Here is a 16,817-nt window from a genome sequence, read left to right as displayed (position 1 = left end):
TAGGGTCGGCTCCCATGAGTGAGATTCAGAGCGGTGCCGCCCCCTCCGTCCGCGTACTGCTGGCGGAGGACCAGGGCATGGTCCGGGAGGCGCTGGCCGCGCTGCTCGGGCTGGAGGGGGACATCGACGTCGTCGCGCAGGTGGGCCGGGGCGACGAGGTGGTGGCGGCGGCGATCGCCAACGACGTGCAGGTCGCGGTGCTGGACATCGAGATGCCCGGGATGACCGGCATCGACGCGGCGGCGGCGCTGCGGAAGGAGCGGCCGCAGACCAAGGTGGTGATCGCGACCACCTTCGGCCGGCCCGGCTACCTGCGGCGGGCGATGGAGTCCGGCGCGGACGCCTTCCTGGTGAAGGACGCCCCGGCGTCCGAGCTGGCCGAGGCGATCCGCCGGGTGCTGCGCGGCGAGCGGGTGATCGACCCGGTGCTGGCCGCCGCCGCGCTCGCGGAGGGGGCCAACCCGCTGACCGCCCGCGAGCGGGACGTGCTGGCGGCCGCCGCCGACGGTGCGGTGAACGCGGACATCGCCAAGCGGCTGCACCTCTCCGAGGGGACGGTGCGCAACTACCTGTCGATGGCGATCCAGAAGACCGAGGCCCGCAACCGCACCGAGGCGGTCCGGATCGCCCGCGAGAAGGGCTGGCTGTAGGGCAGGGCGGAAGGGTCGGCCGCGGGGCCGGGCCGTGGGGCCCGTTCCCGGACTCCTGCCCGTTCCCGGACTCCCGCCCGCCTCCGGGCGGACGACGGGAGTCCGGGGACGGGCGCTAGTTCAACCGGTGCCGGGCCGCCCGGGCGTCCAGGCGGACGCGGGAGGCGGTGTCCGGATCGAAGGCGTCCAGGATCTCCGCGTACGCGTCCATCTCGGCCGAGCCGGCGAGGAAGTCGCCGGTGCGGACCAGCAGCTCGGCCCGTTCCAGGCGGAGCTGCGCCGGGTGACGGGGGAGGAGCAGGGCGAGCTCGGTGGCCCAGAGCTGGGTGCGGGCGTGCTCGGGGCGGTCGGCGGCCCAGGCCCGGATGTTGCCGAGCACCCGGTGGACGATGTCCAACGGCTGCGCGGGGGTGAGCAGTTCGGTGGTGAACCGGTGGCCGGTCCGGCCGACCAGGGCGGCCACGTCGTCCAGGTCGAGCAGCCGCCCGCCGTGGAACGGGTCGGCGAAGACGTACTCCGCCTCGCCGCCCGGGCCGCCGACCGCGACGATGAAGTGACCGGGCAGGGCCACGCCGTGGACGGTCAGCCCGGCCCGCCGGGCGACGGCCGTCCACACCAGCGAGAGCGTGATCGGCAGCCCGCGGCGGCGCCGCAGCACCTCCGGGAGCAGCGAGGACTCCAGCCTCCGGTAGTCGGACTGCCGCCCGTGGAACCGCTCGCGCCCGCCCAGGACGGCGGCCAGCAGCGCCGCGGTCTCCTCCGGCCCGGCCGGCGCGCGCTCGGCGACGGCCTGCCGGACGGCGGCGGCATGCCGTTCGAACGCCGCCTCGCAGGCGGCCAGCAGGGCCTCCAGGGTGGGCGGGTCCGAGGGGTCGTCGGGGTCCGGGGCCGGGCTGTGCTCGGCGGCGGCGAGCAGGCAGAGCAGCACCGGATCGGGATGCTCGGCCCGGGCCTCGGTCCGGAAGCGTGCTCTGCTCTGCTCGGTCACGGTGGCTGCGACGGCTTTCGTACGACGGGCGGACAACAGACGGGCGGACAACAGACGGGCGTACGGGCGTACAGGCGGTACGGGCGGGCGGACGGCCCCGGGAGCGTTCTACCCCCGGGGAAGGCGTGCGTAGTGGTAAGTGTGACTGGTCGTGAAGCCAAGTCCGTCATAGAGCGCGATCGCAGCGTCGTTCTCGGCCTCGACCTGGAGGTACGCACCGGTGGCGCCCTCCTCGGCGGCGCGGGCCGCGAGCACCGCCATCACCGCGGAGGCCAGGCCGGCCCGGCGGGCGTACGGGGCGACCTCGACCGCGCCGAAGCCGGCCCACGGGCCGTCGATGACGCAGCGTCCGATGGCCAGCGGCGGCTGCCCGGGCTCGCCGGGCACGGTGGCGAACCAGACCGACGGGCCGCCGTGGACCACCCGCCCGGCCGCCTCCTCCACCGCAGGGTCGTCGGTCACCCGCCGGTACAGCGACATCCATTCGGTGCCCGCCGTGCGTGCGAGCCGGACGCGGTCCAGCGCGGGACGGGATCCCTGCCGGGCCAGCGGCGCCAGCCCGGCGACCCGCACCAGGGTCGGCGAGTACGCCGCGCCCAGCCGGTCCAGTTGGGCCCGCAGCCCCTCGGGCGAGCCGGGGGCGCTGACCTCGACCCAGGCCGGCAGCCCGCGCGCCGCGTACCAGTCCTGCACGGCGGCGAGCGCCGCGCCGAGCGGCAGTCCGGGGTCGCCGAGCGTCTGGACGGAGTTGGCCCGCCGGGTGAACCCGGCCGAGGCGCGCAGCGTCCACGCGCCGAGCGACTCCTGCTCGACGGCGGGCCACCCGCGGGCGGCGATCCGCTGGAGTTCGGCCGGCGTGGCGGCCGGCAGCGGGGCCCGCCGGGCCGGGAAGAGCGGCACCACCTTGCCCGCGACCAGCAGGTTCTCGTCGAAGGAGACCGGGGCACCGCTGCGCGGGGCGACCGTCAGCCCACGATCGTCCCAGGATGTGAGAACGCCGATCACATCGCGGAACACCGGCCGATCGTCCGCGATCTCCGCGACACGCCGGACGGAAACCCGTCGTCCCACGTCAGCGCGGTCTATCCGGACCTCGGGACGGTCCTGAACCGGTCCGCCAGCCGCCATGTGGGCACCTCCTGTGCATTTGCGGTCTCCGACCCGCGATACTAGGGGCGGGCATCGACGACGCCGCGCTCACCCGCGCACGCGAGCAGAACAGAACGGGCCGCAAGGGCCCTTCCGAGGAGGAACGACAGCGTGACCTACGTCATCGCGCAGCCTTGTGTCGACGTCAAGGACAAGGCGTGCATCGAAGAGTGCCCGGTTGACTGCATCTACGAGGGCGAGCGATCGCTCTACATCCACCCGGATGAGTGTGTCGACTGTGGCGCTTGCGAGCCGGTCTGCCCGGTCGAGGCGATCTTCTACGAGGACGACACTCCGGAGGAGTGGAAGGACTACTACAAGGCGAACGTCGAGTTCTTCGACGACCTCGGTTCGCCCGGTGGTGCCTCGAAGCTCGGCCTGATCGAGCGTGACCACCCGTTCATCGCCGCTCTGCCGCCGCAGAACGCCGACCACTGACGATCGGTGGCAACAGAGCTGTGAGCACCAACGACAGCACGCACGCGCCGTTCCCGGGCCACCCGGGGGCGGCGCGCCGCGTTTCCGACCTCCTGCCGGTCTTCCCCTGGGACAAGCTGGAGCCGTACAAGCGGACCGCGCTCGCCCACCCCGGCGGCCTCTGCGACTTCTCGGTGGGCACCCCGGTGGACCCGGTCCCCGAGGTGGTCCAGAAGGCGCTGGCCGCCGCGACCGACACGCCCGGCTATCCGACGGTCTGGGGACCGGTCGAGCTGCGCGAGGCGATCGCCGGCTGGCTGCGCCGCCGGGTCGGTGCCGAAATCGGCCCCGAGGCGGTCCTGCCGACGGTCGGCTCCAAGGAGCTGGTGGCCTGGCTGCCGACCCAGCTCGGCCTCGGCCCGGGCGACCAGGTCGCCTACCCGCGCCTGGCCTACCCGACCTACGAGGTGGGCGCGCGGCTCTGCGGCGCCGAGCCGGTCGAGTACGACTCGGTGGACGAGCTGGACGGCTCGCGGGTGCGCCTGCTCTGGGTCAACTCGCCGTCCAACCCGACCGGCCGGGTGCTCGGCAAGGACGAGCTGCGCCGCGCCGTGGAGTGGGCCCGGGAGCACCGGGTGCTGCTGGTCAGCGACGAGTGCTACCTGGAGCTGGGCTGGGAGGCCGACCCGGCCTCCGTCCTGCACCCGGACGTCTGCGGCGACGGCCACGAGGGCCTGCTGGCCGTGCACTCGCTCTCCAAGCGCTCCAACCTGGCCGGCTACCGCGCCTCCTTCGTGGCGGGCGACCCGGTGGTGGTCGGGGAGCTGCTGGAGGTGCGCAAGCACGGCGGCATGATCGTCCCGGCGCCGGTCCAGGCGGCGACGGTCGCGGCGCTCGCGGACGACGCGCACGTGGCCGAGCAGCGCGGGCGGTACGCGGCCCGGCGCTCGGCGCTGCGGGCCGCGCTGGAGGCGTACGGCTTCCGGGTGGAGCACTCGGAGGCGAGCCTGTACCTGTGGGCGACCCAGGACCGGCCGTGCTGGGAGACGGTGGCCGAACTGGCCGGGCTGGGCATCCTGGTGGCGCCCGGCGACTTCTACGGGCCGGCCGGTGAGCGGTTCGTGCGGGTCGCGTTCACCGCGACCGACGAGCGGGTCGCGGCCGCCGTGGAGCGGCTGCGCGCCTGACCGCGGGCACGACGAAGGGGGCCGGCGTCCGGGACGGGACGCCGGCCCCCTTTCGCGTCGGGACGGGGATCAGCCGATCGGCAGGCCGCCGAGGCCACCGCCGCCGAGACCGCCGAGACCGCCGAGGCCGCCGAGCAGGCCGGTGATCGGGGAGAGGCCGGCCAGCGGGGAGTTCGGGCCGAGGTCGGCGCCGCCGAGGCGGTTGGCCGAGCCGTGCTCGGCCAGGCCCAGCACGTCGGCGCCGGGCAGGGCGGACGTGGCCTCGGCCGGCAGCGCCCGGCCCAGCGCGCCGAGCGGCAGCGCGTCGGTGACGGCGTTGGCGCCGGGGACGGCACCGGTGAGCGCGCCCGTGCCGGGCAGGCCCTGGGTCAGACCGGCGGTCTGCGAGAGCCCGCCGACCGGGTTGGCACCGGCCCCGGCGCTGCGGCCGGCCGCGCCGTGGCCGCCGGTGACGGCGTCGCCGACCTTGCCGGCCAGCGCGGAGGCGACCTTCGGGGTGATGGCGGAGAGCTCGCCGGTGGTGGCGGCCGTCTTGTCGACCGGGGCGGTGAGCGAACCGGCCTTCTCGTTGGCCTCGGGGAGCTGGTGGGCGACGATGTTGCCGGTGGCGTCGGAGGCGGCCGGCACGCCCGCGGCGACGGTCGCGGCGCCGGTGTTCCCGGCGGCCCGGCCCAGCTCGTGGGTGGTGTGCTGCAGGGTGGAACCCGCGTCGGTGCTGGTCAGCTGGCCCAGCGGGGCGGCCAGGTCGGACTTGGGCAGCAGGGCGTCGGCGGCGGACGCGGAGCCGGCCGCGACCAGCGGGGTCGCGCCGGCCGCCACGAGCAGCGCGGCCTGGGCGATCCGGCGCGTGAGGGGGTGAGACATGGGGCTCCTCGAAGGGTCTGGGTCCGTCCCGTCCGCCGGGCGGACGAGGGTATTACCGCTTCAGAAGCCAGAAGGTTTCGGCCGGAGCAAGGAAAAGAACAGGCCGACGATCGGATGGTATGCCTGATGCCGGGGGTGCCGGCCGGCCCGGCGGCGGGGGTGCGCGCACGGCGGGCCAAGGCAGAGACGGTTCTGCACCCCGGGCCGCCGCAACCGATCCGCCGTCCACCGGGGTTGACCCGAATCACCCGTCCGGCGGCAACCCGGACACCAGTGCGTCAGCGCGTGACGGCACCCGTCCCCGCGCCCTCACGGACGGGTGTCCTGCTCTTGCCGCCACGCCCCTCGCGGACGGGCGCCACGCCCCTCGTGGACGGGCGCCACGCCCTCGCCGCGGACGGGCGCAGCGCTCCCGCCGCCGGCGCGGCTACGCCTTCGCCGGTCCCGCCAGCGAGACCAGCACCAGCTTGGTCGAGGTGCCGGTCGGCTGCGGCTTCCAGCCGTCCTCGGACTTGGCCTTGCGCCAGATCTTCCCGTCGTACGCGACCGTCTCGATGCCCAGCTGCTGCGCCTGCGCCACCGCCCAGTGCGCCACCGCCCAGCCGTTCTCGCGCTCGGCGTCCGGGCCGGCGTCGGTGCTGGCGGCCGGGTCCGGGGTGAGTGAGACGGCGCTCTCGGCGCCCTTGATGGAGGAGGAGTAGCCGGTGGCCGGCGACACCGTGCGGCCGAACTCGCGGCGCACCCGGTCGCTGAGCACCTGCGCCCGGTCCGGCCGGCCGGCCGGGGTGGCGGAGGCCGCGGCGGCGGGAACGGCCGATGCGGACGCGGCCGCCGAGGCGGTGTCGTCCGGGTCCGGCTCGGCGAAGTCGTGCACCACGCAGTTGAGCGAGGCCGCCTCGCGGCCGGTCAGCGCGGAGGCCAGCAGGGTCGCCTTGGTCTCGTGCTTGGCGTACGCCTGCGGGTAGCCGCTCTTCTGCACCTGCTGGGCCGCGTCGGTCAGCGGCAGCCGGGTGTAGCCGGGGACCTTGACCAGGCCGTCCAGGAACTTGTTGGTCGCGTAGACCGGGTCGCTGATCTGCTGCGCGGTGCCCCAGCCCTGCGAGGGCCGCTGCTGGAACAGGCCGACCGAGTCCCGGTCGCCGCCGGTCAGGTTGCGGATCTTGGACTCCTGCATCGCGGTCGCCAGCGAGATGGTCACCGCCCGGTCCGGGAGGCCGCGGGCGTGGGCCACGGCGGCGATCGTCGCCGCGTTGGCCGCCTGCGGGACTTCGAGCGTGCCCTCGCCGGCCGCCGTCTTCACCCTGCAGCCCTCGGGCGTCAGCAGCTTCTGGTCGCGCAGCCAGAACAGGCCCACGGCGACGACCGCGAGCACCACCAGCCCGATCAGCACCGCGCGCAGCGGCCTGCGGCGCCGCCCGGGCGTCGTGTCGCCGCCCTGCCCGCCGCTCCTCTTCCTGGCCACCGCCGCCCCTCTCCACCGTGCTTTCTGCTCCGACACCGTACCCACTCGGACGGATGTGCGGCGCCCGCGGTTCTCGGATTCGCGGCGGCGCCGTCCGCGGCCACCGCCCCACCCGCCCGCGGTTCACGGCCGCCACCGCCCGCGGGACTAGGCTGGACGACCATGAGCAGCCCGAAGACGCCCCTGGACCTCACCCTCGACGGCGGCGCGCTGACCGCCCGGCTCGTCGACTTCCCGTCGGTCAGCGGCGACGAGCAGGCGCTCGCCGACGCCGTGGAGACCGCCCTGCGGGCCTACCCGCACCTCACCGTCGACCGGTACGGCAACAACGTCGTCGCCCGGACGAACCTGGGCCGCGCCGAACGCGTCCTGCTCGCCGGCCACCTGGACACCGTGCCGATCGCCGACAACGTGCCGTCCTACGTCGAGGGCGACCTGCTCTACGGCTGCGGCACCTCCGACATGAAGTCCGGCGTCGCCGTCCAGCTCCGGCTGGCCGCGACCCTGCCCGAGCCCAACCGGGACCTCACCTACGTCTTCTACGACTGCGAGGAGGTGGAGGCCCACCGCAACGGCCTCGGCCACCTGGCCAAGGAACACCCGGACTGGCTGGCCGCCGACTTCGCCGTGCTGATGGAGCCCAGCGGCGCCACCGTCGAGGGCGGCTGCCAGGGCACCCTGCGGGTGCAGGTCCGGCTGACCGGCGTGCGCGCCCACGCGGCCCGCAGCTGGCTCGGCGACAACGCCATCCACCACGCCGCCGAGGTGCTCACCCGGCTCGCGGCGTACGAGCCCCGCCGGGTGGAGATCGACGGCCTGGAGTACCGCGAGGGCCTCAACGCCGTGCGCATCGACGGCGGCGTGGCCGGCAACGTGATCCCCGACGAGTGCGTGGTGACGGTCAACTTCCGCTACGCGCCGGACCGCAGCGAGGCGGACGCCGAGAAGCACGTCCGCGAGGTCTTCGACGGCTTCGAGGTGGTCGTCACCGACTCCGCGCCGGGGGCGCTGCCCGGCCTCGCCCAGCCCGCCGCGCAGGCCTTCCTGGCTGCGACCGGGGGCGTCGCCCGGGCCAAGTTCGGCTGGACCGACGTCGCCCGGTTCAGCGCGCTCGGCGTCCCCGCGGTCAACTACGGCCCCGGCGACCCGAACCTGGCGCACAAGCGCGAGGAGCACTGCTCGCTCACGGCCATCGCCGAGACCGAGGACCGGCTCCGCGCCTGGCTGACCAGCTGACCGGTCCGACGGGCGGACCGGAGGAGCGGCAGCTGAACGCCATCTTCCGGTCGCCCAACCGACCTTCCACCGTTGCCTGAAAACCGGGATCAACGGGCGTAGGGTTTCGTCATGACAGGCACTGGAGACGAAAAGCACTACGGTCACGGTCCCGAGCGGGTGGGCGAGCCGCGCCCGAAGAAGGCATGGCCCGAGAAGCAGAAGGGCCCGGTGCTGGTGCGCCGGGACCAGGTCGGCGAGAGCACGACGGACCAGCGCCTGCTGGACACCACGGGCCCGACCGACTGGCTCCACACCGATCCGTGGCGGGTCCTGCGGATCACCTCCGAGTTCGTCGAGGGCTTCGGCGCGCTCGCCGAACTCCCGCCCGCGATCAGCGTCTTCGGCTCGGCCCGGACGGCGGTCGACTCGCCCGAGTACGCGGCCGGCGTGGCCATCGGCCGGGCACTGGCCGAGGCCGGCTACGCGGTGATCACCGGCGGCGGTCCCGGGGCGATGGAGGCGGCCAACCGCGGCGCCTCGGACGCCGGCGGCCTGAGCGTCGGCCTCGGCATCGAGCTGCCCTTCGAGCAGGGACTCAACGAGTTCGTCGACCTCGGGCTGAACTTCCGTTACTTCTTCGTCCGCAAGACGATGTTCGTGAAGTACGCGCAGGGCTTCGTGGTGCTGCCCGGCGGCCTCGGCACGCTGGACGAGCTGTTCGAGGCGCTGACCCTGGTCCAGACGAAGAAGGTCACCCGGTTCCCGGTGATCCTGTTCGGCAGCGAGTACTGGGGCGGCCTGGTCGACTGGCTGAAGAACACGCTGGTCGCGCAGGGCAAGGCGGCCCCGCACGACCTGGAGCTGTTCCACATCACCGACGACATCGACGAGGTCATGAAGATCCTCGCCGACGCCCGCCGGCCGGTGAACGAGATCTAGGGACGCCCTGGCACCGCCCAGGGCGTCACGCCAGCCCCCGGCGGGCCACCGCCGGGGGGCGGGTGCCCCGGATCGAGGCGACCATGTCCAGCACCTGCCGGGTCTGCGCCACCTGGTGCACCCGGTAGACCTGCGCGCCCAGCCAGGCGGAGACGGCGGTGGTGGCCAGGGTGCCGAGCAGCCGCTCGTTCACCGGCTTGTCCAGCGTCTCGCCGACGAAGTCCTTGTTGGAGAGCGAGACCAGCACCGGGAACCCGGTCGCGGTCATCTCCGGCAGCCGCCGGGTCGCCTCCAGCGAGTGCCGGGTGTTCTTGCCGAAGTCGTGCCCCGGGTCGATGATCACCGCGTCCCGCCGCACGCCCAGCTCCACCGCGCGCTCGGCCAGCCCGACCGTCACCCGCAGGATGTCCGCCATCACGTCCTCGTAGCCGACCCGGTGCGGGCGGGTACGCGGCTCGGCACCGCCCGCGTGGGTGCAGACCAGGCCGACGTCGTGACGGGCGGCCACCTCGGCGAGCTTCGGGTCCACCCCGCCCCAGGCGTCGTTCAGCAGGTCCGCACCGGCCTCGCAGACAGCCTCGCCGACCTCGTGCCGCCAGGTGTCCACGCTGATCACGGCCTCCGGGTGGCGCTTGCGCAGCTCCGCCACGAAGGGCACGGTGCGGCGCAGCTCCTCCTCGACCGTCACCTCGTCGCCCGGCCCGGCCTTCACCCCGCCGATGTCGAGGATCGCGGCGCCCTCGGCCACCGCACGGTCGGCGGCGGCGAACGCGGCCTCGTCGGCGAAGGTGGCCCCCTTGTCGAAGAACGAGTCGGGCGTACGGTTGACGATCGCCATGATCACCAGCTCGTCGTCACCGAATTCCCGTGGTCCCAGGCGCAGTGCCACCGATGTCTCCTCCACAGCTGCTGCGGGTGCGATGATGGCCCCCGGCCTCTCGGGAACCATGCTGTCATGATCGGACAGACGGGCACCCGTACCGGGGGCCGACCGGAAATTTCGGGAGGACAGCACGTGTTCTGGGTGATCGTGGTGGCCATGGCCGTGGTGGTCGGCGGCGCCGCGCTGGTGGCGCTCGGCGGGGGCGGCTCGCTGCCGGAGGCGGTACAGGACCGGATCGCCGCCAGGCTTCCGCAGGACCGTCCGCTGAGCCAGGACGACGTGGACGGCATCAGGCTGCCGATGGCCGTCCGCGGCTACCGGATGGACGAGGTGGACGACGTCCTCGACCGCCTGGGCGCCGAACTCGCTTACCGGGACGCCCGGATCGCGGAGCTGGAGGCCGTCGCGGCGGTGCGCGGCGCCGTCGAGGCGACCGGCGGCCCGGACTCCGGCGCCGAACCGCTCCCCGGCCTGGAGGAGTTCGCCAAGGTGGTCGAGCCCGCGAACCTCACCAAGCAGCCCGAGGACGTGAAGCCGGCGGCGGACCAGTGACCGCGGACGGCGCCCCGGTCGGCCCGGACGGGCTGCGCCGCTGCGCCTGGGGCGACTCGACGGACGACTACCGGGTCTACCACGACACCGAGTGGGGCCGCCCGGTGCACGGCGACGACGCGCTGTTCGAGCGGGTCTGCCTGGAGGCCTTCCAGTCCGGGCTGTCCTGGCTCACCATCCTGCGCCGCCGCGAGGGCTTCCGCGCCGCGTTCGCAGGCTTCGAGATCGCCAAGGTCGCCGAGTTCGGCCCGGCGGACGTCGAGCGGCTGCTCGGCGACACCGGCATCATCCGCAACCGCGCCAAGATCGAGGCGGCCGTGGCCAACGCCAGGGTCGCCCTCGAACTCGACGGCGGCCTGGACGCGTTGATCTGGCAGTACGCCGGCGACCCGGACCGGCCGGCCCCCCGCACGCTGGACGAGGTGCCGGCCGTGACGCCCGAGTCGACGGCCCTGGCGAAGGCGCTCAAGAAGGCCGGCTTCCGCTTCGTCGGCCCGACCACCGCGTACGCGCTGATGCAGGCCTGCGGCCTGGTCGACGACCACCTGGCGGACTGCCACGTCCGCCAGGCCGTCGACGGCCGCCGGGGCGCCGGGGAGTCCCGGAAGTCCTGACGGCCCGGAGTCCCGAGGGGCCGGAGGGCCCGGAGTCCTGAGGCCCCGGAGTCCTGAAGCCCCGGAGCCCTATCGGCCCAGGTACTTCGGCTTCTCCTTGGCGATGAACGCGCGGACCGCGATCCGGTGGTCCTCGCTCTCGCCCGCCATGGTCTGGAGCTCGTCCTCCTTGTCGAGCAGCTCGTCCAGCGAGTGCGAGGCGCCGTACGCCAGCGACTCCTTGATCGCGCCGAGCGCCACCGTCGGGCCGTCGGCCAGCTCCTTGGCGAAGACCCGCGCGGTGGCGGCCAGCTCGGCGGCCGGGACGACCTTGGTGGCCAGGCCCAGCTCCATCGCCTCGGTGGCCTTCACCGTGCGCGGCAGCATCAGCAGCTCGGTCGCCTTGGCGTGCCCGACCAGCCGGGGCAGCGTCCAGGAGGCGCCCGAGTCGGCGGTCAGCGCGATCCCGGCGAAGGCGGTGTTGAAGCCGGCCGTGTCCGAGATGATCCGGAAGTCGCAGGCGAAGGCCAGCGAGGCGCCCGCGCCCGCGGCCACGCCGCCGACGGCCGCCACGGTCGGCTTGCGCATCCCGGCCAGCGCCCGCATCAGCGGGTTGTAGTGCTCGGCGACGGTCTTCAGCGCGCCCTCGCCGGTCTCCTCGGCGCGCTTCAGCAGCCCGAGGTGCTCCTTGAGGTCCTGCCCGACGCAGAAGGCCCGTTCGCCGGCCCCGGTCAGCAGCACCGCCCGCACCGCCGGGTCGTCGGCCGCGGCGGTCACGGTGTCCCGCAGCGCCACCTTGGTCGCGACGTCCAGGGCGTTCATCGCCTCGGGACGGTTGATGGTGATGACGGCCAGGCCGCCGTCGAGCTCGTACAGCACGGAATCGGACATGGGCGAGGGGCTCCCTTGTGATCGTCACGGGTCGGTCCTGTGTCAGGATGCCGGAGCACGCGGCCGGGTGGGGAGTGTGAGGTATCGCACCTTCCGGTGACGTACGGACCGGCGCCGCGCCGGGGCTTATGGCGGGAAATGTGCCGCTTGGGGCCGGTCCGGCCCTGGTTGCACCGAGAGTGATGTTGGTCATCAGGCCGTGGCATGCGGGATAATGGCTTCCGATCAATGCGTTCGATACCGGCGGTGGACGGACTGCCGGTGCGTAGCTGAGCGGTTGCAGGAAGGGGAACGAGCATGGCGGCCATGAAGCCGCGGACGGGTGACGGCCCGCTCGAAGTCACCAAAGAGGGGCGGGGCATCATCATGCGCGTTCCGCTCGAAGGCGGCGGACGCCTTGTGGTGGAGCTCACGCCTGACGAGGCCGACGCCCTCGGCGAGGCCCTCAAGAAGGCCTGCGGCTGACCGCAGCGGGTGCTCGCCATCTCCTTGAGATGTGCTGCCGGGCCCGGGTACGACGAATTCGTCGGCCCGGGCTCTGTGGTTCCCGGCCTGCAAGGAACTGGGCCTGCAAGGAACCCGGGCCTGCGCGACCCGGGCCGTGGCCGGACCGGCCGGACCGGCCGGACCAGCGCGGACCGCCGGACGGCCCGGGCTCTAGCGCTTCACCGCGCAGAGCAGCCCGTCGGAGACCGGCAGCAGCGCCGGCAGCAACGACTCGCTCTCCCGGACGTCCCGCACGAGGTCCCGCACCGCGTGGGTCTGCGGGTCCTGGAGCTCGGGCTCGGCCAGCCGGCCCTCCTGGAAGACGCCCTCGAAGCAGACCATGCCGCCCGGCCGCAGCAGCCGCATCGACTCCGACAGGTACTCCCGGGACTCCGCCGGGTCCCCGTCGCAGAACACCAGGTCGTACTGGCCGTCCGCGAGCCGGGGCAGCACCTCCAGCGCCCGGCCCGGTATGAACCGCGACCGGTTGGCCGCGAACCCGGCCGCCTGGTAGGCCTCCCGGGCCAGCTGCTGGCGGACCGGTTCGGAGTCGACGGTGGTGAGCACGCCGTCCGGCCGCATCCCGCGCAGCAGGTAGACCCCGGAGACGCCCGTGCCGGTGCCGATCTCGGCCACCGCCTTGGCGTCCAGCGCGGCGGCCAGCAGGCGCAGACAGGCCCCGCCGCTCGGTCCGATCGCCTTGATGCCGGTCCGCGCGGACTGTGCCCGGGCGTACGTCAGCACCGCATCCTCGCCGACATAGGTGTCGGCGAGGGCCACGCGGGCGGGCCCGAACTCGCTGATGGCTGCCTCTTTCGGAGCCCCGGGCGGTGGCCCGGCGCGGAGCGGATGTCGAAGCGGATGTCGATATTTCCTGCCACAGATTACTGGCCGGGCGGGAACCGCGTACGGCGGCGGGCCGTTGGGTGGGACAGGGACCGGGCGAGCCGACGCCCCCGGCCCGTGATCCGGCTTGACGGCCCCGGGCACATTTATCCGGGCTTGACGGGTGAGGTGGATATGGTGGTGGCCCTGCTGGGCAGAAGAGCCGACCGAGGAGGTGTGGCCGAGGGCGACGTCCCCGTGCGGCGGCACGTCCGCAGCACCACGTCGGTCCGTACGCCGAAGCCCGTGATGAACCAGCCTGCGCACTCCCCCCTGGACCAGCCGGCCGCCGCGACGCCGGCCGCCGGTACCACCGAGGCCCCCGCCGCCCTCGCGAGCTTCGCCGAGGGTCCCGACGCGCAGACCTGGACTCCGCCCACGTGGGAGGAGATCGTCGAGGCCCACAGCGCCCGCGTCTACCGCCTCGCGTACCGCCTGACGGGCAACCAGCACGACGCCGAGGACCTCACCCAGGAGGTCTTCGTCCGGGTGTTCCGTTCGCTGTCGACCTACACCCCCGGCACGTTCGAGGGCTGGTTGCACCGGATCACCACCAACCTCTTCCTGGACATGGTCCGCCGCCGCCAGCGCATCCGCTTCGACGCGCTCGGCGAGGACGCCGCGGAGCGCCTGGCCAGCCGCGAGCCCAGCCCGGCCCAGCACTTCAGCGACACCCACTTCGACGCCGACGTCCAGCAGGCGCTGGACACCCTGGCCCCCGAGTTCCGCGCGGCCGTGGTGCTCTGCGACATCGAGGGCCTCTCCTACGAGGAGATCGCGGCCACGCTCGGCGTCAAGCTCGGCACCGTCCGCAGCCGGATCCACCGCGGCCGCTCGCACCTGCGTGCCGCGCTCAAGCACCGCGCCCCCGGCGCGGCCCCCGGCCGTGAGCGCCGGGGCGGCTCCGAGGAGCCGGTGCCGGTGGGCGCCGTCGCGGGGGAGGCCCCCGCAGCGCCGGGCGGGCGCGGGCGGAGGCGATCGTGAGCGGAACCGGCCGGCCGGGGCCGGACGCGACCGGCAGGCCCACCGGCCGCCGGAGCGGCTGGCCCCAGCTGGGCCGCCGCGGCCAGGACGGCACCGACGCCCCCGTGCCGCCGGCCGCCGCACTGCCGGGTGAGCCCGCGCTGCGCGCGGTGGCCGTCCGGCCCGCCGAGCCCGTCGAGGAGCACCACCTCGGGGAGCGGCTCTCCGCCTTCGTCGACGGCGAGCTCGGCCACGACTCGCGCGACCGCGTCCAGGCCCACCTGGCGACCTGTCCGCAGTGCCTCGCCGAGGCCGACGAGGGCCGCGCGGTCAAGCACCTGCTGACCCGTACCGACACCCCCGGCCCGTCCTCCGGCCTGATGGCCCGGCTGATGGCCGTCGGAGCGCTCCCGGACGACCTCCCGGGTGACCGTTCCCCGGCGGCCGACCGGCCGCGCCGGGACGACGACGACCTGCCCGGCGGCGGCCTCCCCGCGGCCGGGGGCACGCTCGGCGGCAGCCGGCTGAACGGCGGCTCCTTCGGCCGCGGCGCCGGCGCCTCCTTCGGCGCGGGCGCGCTCGGCGCCGACGCGCCGGTTCCGGGGATCGACCCGAGGGCGTTCGGGCGCGGCGGCTCGGTGCTGCGCCCGCTGATGGGGAGGCGGGCCGCCCGCCCCGAGGCCTCTGCCCACACCGGTCCGGCCGCGGCCGCCGCGGGCCCCGCCGTGGTCCGGCAGGCCCCGCCGCGCGGGCGCCGCTTCGTCTTCGCCGCCGCGGGTGCCTTCTCGGTCGCCGCGGTGACGCTCGGCGGGGTCGGCGGCTTCACCGCGCAGAGCGAGGACCAGCACGGCACCACGGTCAGCCCGCCCGGCGGCACCGGCCGCAGCGGCGGGCTGGTCCCGATGACCGCGCAGATCCCGGTGGACTTCCCGGTCCGCCCGGTGGCGGCCACCCGCAGCGCGCAGCCGCTCCCCGGGCCGGACCGCACCCCCAGCTCCGGTCTGGCCGGTCTGCACCACGAGAGCCGTTAGCGGTTCCCGTACACCCGGAGCGCGCCCCGGCGCCCCGGCCACGGCCATCGGCGGCTCTTCACCGCGGCTTCATCACACTGTGGGCCGCGAAACCGCCGGTGGCCATTACGCTGTTAGGAACCGTTGTCCGACGAGCTGAGGGAGCTTAGGTGTTCAGCGACGTAGGCGGAATGGAGGTCCTGACCCTGGTCATCATGGCCATCGTGATCTTCGGTCCGGACAAGTTGCCGAAGCTGATCCAGGACACCATGGGCTTCATCCACAAGATCCGGTCCTTCGCCGACACCGCGAAGGAGGACATCCGCAGCGAGCTGGGCCCCGAGTTCAAGGACTTCGAGTTCGAGGACCTCCACCCCAAGACCTTCGTCCGCAAGCAGCTCATGGGCGGCAACGAGGACCCGCTGGGCCTCAAGGAGATGCGGGACGGCCTCGACATCCGCTCGGTGCTGGACGACAAGCCCGCCGCCACGGTGAACGGCCACGGCCGCACCGGCACGGTCAGCATGGACAAGGCCTCCGCCGCGGCCCCGGCGGCCGCCTCCGCGGGCGCTCCGCTCCAGCCCGGCGAGCGCCCCCCGTTCGACCCCGACGCCACCTGAGCCGTCACCCGGCCGTCCGCCGGGCCTCCTCTCCGGCGACACCATCGCCCCGCCCGGCCGCACGGCTGAGCGGGGCGGTGGCGTTCGCGCCGCTATTGTGCTGATTGTCCCCGCTGTGCCGTCGGTCACTTCCGGTCCCCTGTGGACCGAAGACGCACGGCGGAGACGTCGCGGTACGCCACGATGGGAGCGCGCTGCGGCAGGGATACGTAGGTTGAGGAGGCCCGGGGATGGACGCGACGAGTCATGCGGTGGGGACGGCCACGGCCGGTGGCCGGGTGGTCGGCGGCCAGGCCGGCCCGGCGGACCCGCTGGTGCCCTACCTGTCGGCGGACTTCCCCTGGTACGGCCTGGACGACGGCTGGACCGGCCGTCGCTACCTGATGCAGGCCGGCGCCGGGGGCCCGCGGGCCGGCGCGGGCGGCAGCGTCGACTACGGCACGCTCGGCCACGGCGAGGAGCCGGCCAGGCAGTACGAGCCGCGCGACGTGCGCAGGTTCGCCGTCGTCGTCACGGTCGCCCGCCGGGAGAGCCGCCGCAGCGCCGACAACACCGGCACCCTGGAGGCGACGTCCGCCTCCTCCGCGGCCTGGCTGGCCGGCTCCGGCCTGCTCGCCTCGACCTGGCCCGGCCAGCTGGACCGCGCGCTGCGCCAGGACTGGCTCGACCAGCAGTCCGCGCTCGCCTGGGACCTCGCCGACGACCTGGCGGGCCCCGGCTGGTCCACCCTCAGCCTGCCGGTGAACGGCCTGCCGCAGCCCTTCCGCTACCGCGAGTCGGAGTACGGCTGGGTGCTCGCCGGCGAGGCCCCCGGCGTCCTGCTCGGCGCCTACGGGCGCGGCGTCAGCGCCTACGGAGCGGGCTTCTCGACCGTCCCCGACCTCAGCGGCTACACCCGCCCCTGAGAGCGGCCCCCACGCCGGCCCCGGGATCGGCCCCGGGATCGGCCCCCAACGGCGCGACGGGCCGGACGGTTCTCCACCCACCGCCCCCGAGCCCCGATCGGCCGGGGCAGGGGTCTGAAGCTTATAAACAAAAACGAGCCCCCGCAACAGGTTGA

At 74.4% G+C, this 16,817-nt stretch carries 19 protein-coding genes; 12 read left to right on the top strand and 7 right to left on the bottom strand.

All coding sequences use genetic code 11. The annotated features are described in order from the left end of the window. The first annotated feature begins 14 nt into the window (after positions 1–14). Complete coding sequence (locus ACFC1F_RS03845) at positions 15–650, top strand: response regulator transcription factor (RefSeq protein WP_148643057.1); 636 nt, start codon at positions 15–17, stop codon at positions 648–650. A gap of 115 nt (positions 651–765) precedes the next feature. On the opposite strand, the gene ACFC1F_RS03840 is transcribed toward ACFC1F_RS03845, so the two are convergent. Then, positions 766–1,638 (bottom strand): transglutaminase family protein, encoded by an 873-nt coding sequence (locus tag ACFC1F_RS03840; RefSeq protein ID WP_376155441.1) that lies wholly within the window; start codon positions 1,636–1,638, stop codon positions 766–768. A gap of 108 nt (positions 1,639–1,746) precedes the next feature. Beyond that, positions 1,747–2,766, bottom strand: a complete 1,020-nt coding sequence (locus ACFC1F_RS03835) for a GNAT family N-acetyltransferase (RefSeq protein WP_376155440.1) — start codon at positions 2,764–2,766, stop codon at positions 1,747–1,749. A gap of 132 nt (positions 2,767–2,898) precedes the next feature. Here ACFC1F_RS03835 and fdxA point away from each other — a divergent pair, with 132 nt between their 5' ends. Next, the gene (fdxA, locus tag ACFC1F_RS03830; protein WP_030061559.1) at positions 2,899–3,225 is read left to right on the top strand and encodes a ferredoxin; all 327 of its coding nucleotides are present in this window, start codon (positions 2,899–2,901) and stop codon (positions 3,223–3,225) included. A gap of 20 nt (positions 3,226–3,245) precedes the next feature. Continuing rightward, entirely contained in the window at positions 3,246–4,391 is a 1,146-nt protein-coding gene (dapC, locus tag ACFC1F_RS03825; RefSeq protein ID WP_376155438.1) for a succinyldiaminopimelate transaminase, read from the top strand. Between the two features lie 69 nt (positions 4,392–4,460). On the opposite strand, the gene ACFC1F_RS03820 is transcribed toward dapC, so the two are convergent. Further along, positions 4,461–5,255, bottom strand: a complete 795-nt coding sequence (locus ACFC1F_RS03820; RefSeq protein ID WP_376155436.1) for a hypothetical protein — start codon at positions 5,253–5,255, stop codon at positions 4,461–4,463. Positions 5,256–5,682: 427 nt separating this feature from the next. Then, complete coding sequence (locus ACFC1F_RS03815) at positions 5,683–6,717, bottom strand: hypothetical protein (protein WP_148643053.1); 1,035 nt, start codon at positions 6,715–6,717, stop codon at positions 5,683–5,685. A 162-nt stretch (positions 6,718–6,879) separates the two neighbouring features. On the opposite strand from ACFC1F_RS03815, the gene dapE reads away from it, so the two are divergent. Both dapE and ACFC1F_RS03805 read left to right on the top strand, forming a co-directional pair. Then, on the top strand, positions 6,880–7,953 hold the full coding sequence (gene dapE, locus ACFC1F_RS03810; protein WP_376155435.1) for a succinyl-diaminopimelate desuccinylase: 1,074 nt from the start codon (positions 6,880–6,882) through the stop codon (positions 7,951–7,953). A 111-nt stretch (positions 7,954–8,064) separates the two neighbouring features. After that, a complete protein-coding gene (locus tag ACFC1F_RS03805) occupies positions 8,065–8,874 on the top strand; it encodes a TIGR00730 family Rossman fold protein (RefSeq protein ID WP_148643051.1) in 810 nt (269 codons plus the stop codon). 25 nt (positions 8,875–8,899) lie between these two features. Here the strand turns inward: ACFC1F_RS03805 and folP are convergent, their stop codons facing one another. Continuing rightward, entirely contained in the window at positions 8,900–9,712 is an 813-nt protein-coding gene (gene folP, locus ACFC1F_RS03800) for a dihydropteroate synthase (RefSeq protein WP_162002536.1), read from the bottom strand. A 177-nt stretch (positions 9,713–9,889) separates the two neighbouring features. Here folP and ACFC1F_RS03795 point away from each other — a divergent pair, with 177 nt between their 5' ends. Together ACFC1F_RS03795 and ACFC1F_RS03790 are read left to right on the top strand one after the other, a co-directional pair. Next, positions 9,890–10,309 carry a DivIVA domain-containing protein gene (locus ACFC1F_RS03795; protein ID WP_209411149.1) on the top strand — a complete coding sequence of 140 codons (420 nt, stop codon included), beginning with the start codon at positions 9,890–9,892 and terminating at the stop codon, positions 10,307–10,309. Further along, positions 10,306–10,923 (top strand): DNA-3-methyladenine glycosylase I, encoded by a 618-nt coding sequence (locus ACFC1F_RS03790; protein WP_376155432.1) that lies wholly within the window; start codon positions 10,306–10,308, stop codon positions 10,921–10,923. Before ACFC1F_RS03795 ends, ACFC1F_RS03790 begins: the two co-directional genes overlap by 4 nt. 69 nt (positions 10,924–10,992) lie before the next feature. On the opposite strand, the gene ACFC1F_RS03785 is transcribed toward ACFC1F_RS03790, so the two are convergent. Then, positions 10,993–11,793, bottom strand: coding sequence for an enoyl-CoA hydratase-related protein (locus ACFC1F_RS03785; protein WP_209411151.1), 801 nt, complete (start codon positions 11,791–11,793; stop codon positions 10,993–10,995). A gap of 297 nt (positions 11,794–12,090) precedes the next feature. Here ACFC1F_RS03785 and ACFC1F_RS03780 point away from each other — a divergent pair, with 297 nt between their 5' ends. Next, positions 12,091–12,258 carry a DUF3117 domain-containing protein gene (locus ACFC1F_RS03780; RefSeq protein ID WP_014137929.1) on the top strand — a complete coding sequence of 56 codons (168 nt, stop codon included), beginning with the start codon at positions 12,091–12,093 and terminating at the stop codon, positions 12,256–12,258. A 192-nt stretch (positions 12,259–12,450) separates the two neighbouring features. Here the strand turns inward: ACFC1F_RS03780 and ACFC1F_RS03775 are convergent, their stop codons facing one another. Next, on the bottom strand, positions 12,451–13,059 hold the full coding sequence (locus ACFC1F_RS03775; RefSeq protein ID WP_241002579.1) for an O-methyltransferase: 609 nt from the start codon (positions 13,057–13,059) through the stop codon (positions 12,451–12,453). Positions 13,060–13,413: 354 nt separating this feature from the next. Here ACFC1F_RS03775 and sigE point away from each other — a divergent pair, with 354 nt between their 5' ends. The 4 genes from sigE to ACFC1F_RS03755 all read left to right on the top strand — a co-directional run bounded on the left by sigE (position 13,414) and on the right by ACFC1F_RS03755 (position 16,662). Next, on the top strand, positions 13,414–14,148 hold the full coding sequence (sigE, locus tag ACFC1F_RS03770; RefSeq protein ID WP_374105975.1) for an RNA polymerase sigma factor SigE: 735 nt from the start codon (positions 13,414–13,416) through the stop codon (positions 14,146–14,148). After that, positions 14,145–15,158: an anti-sigma factor family protein gene (locus ACFC1F_RS03765; protein ID WP_376155430.1), complete on the top strand. Its 1,014-nt coding sequence runs from the start codon at positions 14,145–14,147 to the stop codon at positions 15,156–15,158. Before sigE ends, ACFC1F_RS03765 begins: the two co-directional genes overlap by 4 nt. Before the next feature lie 149 nt (positions 15,159–15,307). Then, on the top strand, positions 15,308–15,757 hold the full coding sequence (locus ACFC1F_RS03760) for a sec-independent translocase (protein ID WP_376155428.1): 450 nt from the start codon (positions 15,308–15,310) through the stop codon (positions 15,755–15,757). A 230-nt stretch (positions 15,758–15,987) separates the two neighbouring features. Next, complete coding sequence (locus tag ACFC1F_RS03755) at positions 15,988–16,662, top strand: hypothetical protein (protein ID WP_376155426.1); 675 nt, start codon at positions 15,988–15,990, stop codon at positions 16,660–16,662. The last annotated feature ends 155 nt before the right edge of the window (positions 16,663–16,817 follow it).

The organism is Kitasatospora sp. NPDC056181, assembly GCF_042266225.1.
In the GTDB taxonomy this organism is placed as follows: domain Bacteria; phylum Actinomycetota; class Actinomycetes; order Streptomycetales; family Streptomycetaceae; genus Kitasatospora.
This window is presented reverse-complemented; position numbering and strand designations above follow the sequence as displayed.

What these genes read in the sequence shown, in the direction of transcription:
- ACFC1F_RS03835 (WP_376155440.1), bottom strand. Translation starts at nt 2,766, where the DNA reads ATGGCGGCTGGCGGACCGGTTCAGGACCGTCCCGAGGTCCGGATAGAC.
- dapE (WP_376155435.1), top strand. Translation starts at nt 6,880, where the DNA reads ATGAGCAGCCCGAAGACGCCCCTGGACCTCACCCTCGACGGCGGCGCG.
- ACFC1F_RS03755 (WP_376155426.1), top strand. Translation starts at nt 15,988, where the DNA reads ATGGACGCGACGAGTCATGCGGTGGGGACGGCCACGGCCGGTGGCCGG.
- ACFC1F_RS03845 (WP_148643057.1), top strand. Translation starts at nt 15, where the DNA reads ATGAGTGAGATTCAGAGCGGTGCCGCCCCCTCCGTCCGCGTACTGCTG.
- ACFC1F_RS03780 (WP_014137929.1), top strand. Translation starts at nt 12,091, where the DNA reads ATGGCGGCCATGAAGCCGCGGACGGGTGACGGCCCGCTCGAAGTCACC.
- sigE (WP_374105975.1), top strand. Translation starts at nt 13,414, where the DNA reads ATGAACCAGCCTGCGCACTCCCCCCTGGACCAGCCGGCCGCCGCGACG.
- ACFC1F_RS03805 (WP_148643051.1), top strand. Translation starts at nt 8,065, where the DNA reads ATGACAGGCACTGGAGACGAAAAGCACTACGGTCACGGTCCCGAGCGG.
- ACFC1F_RS03785 (WP_209411151.1), bottom strand. Translation starts at nt 11,793, where the DNA reads ATGTCCGATTCCGTGCTGTACGAGCTCGACGGCGGCCTGGCCGTCATC.
- ACFC1F_RS03820 (WP_376155436.1), bottom strand. Translation starts at nt 5,255, where the DNA reads ATGTCTCACCCCCTCACGCGCCGGATCGCCCAGGCCGCGCTGCTCGTG.
- folP (WP_162002536.1), bottom strand. Translation starts at nt 9,712, where the DNA reads ATGGCGATCGTCAACCGTACGCCCGACTCGTTCTTCGACAAGGGGGCC.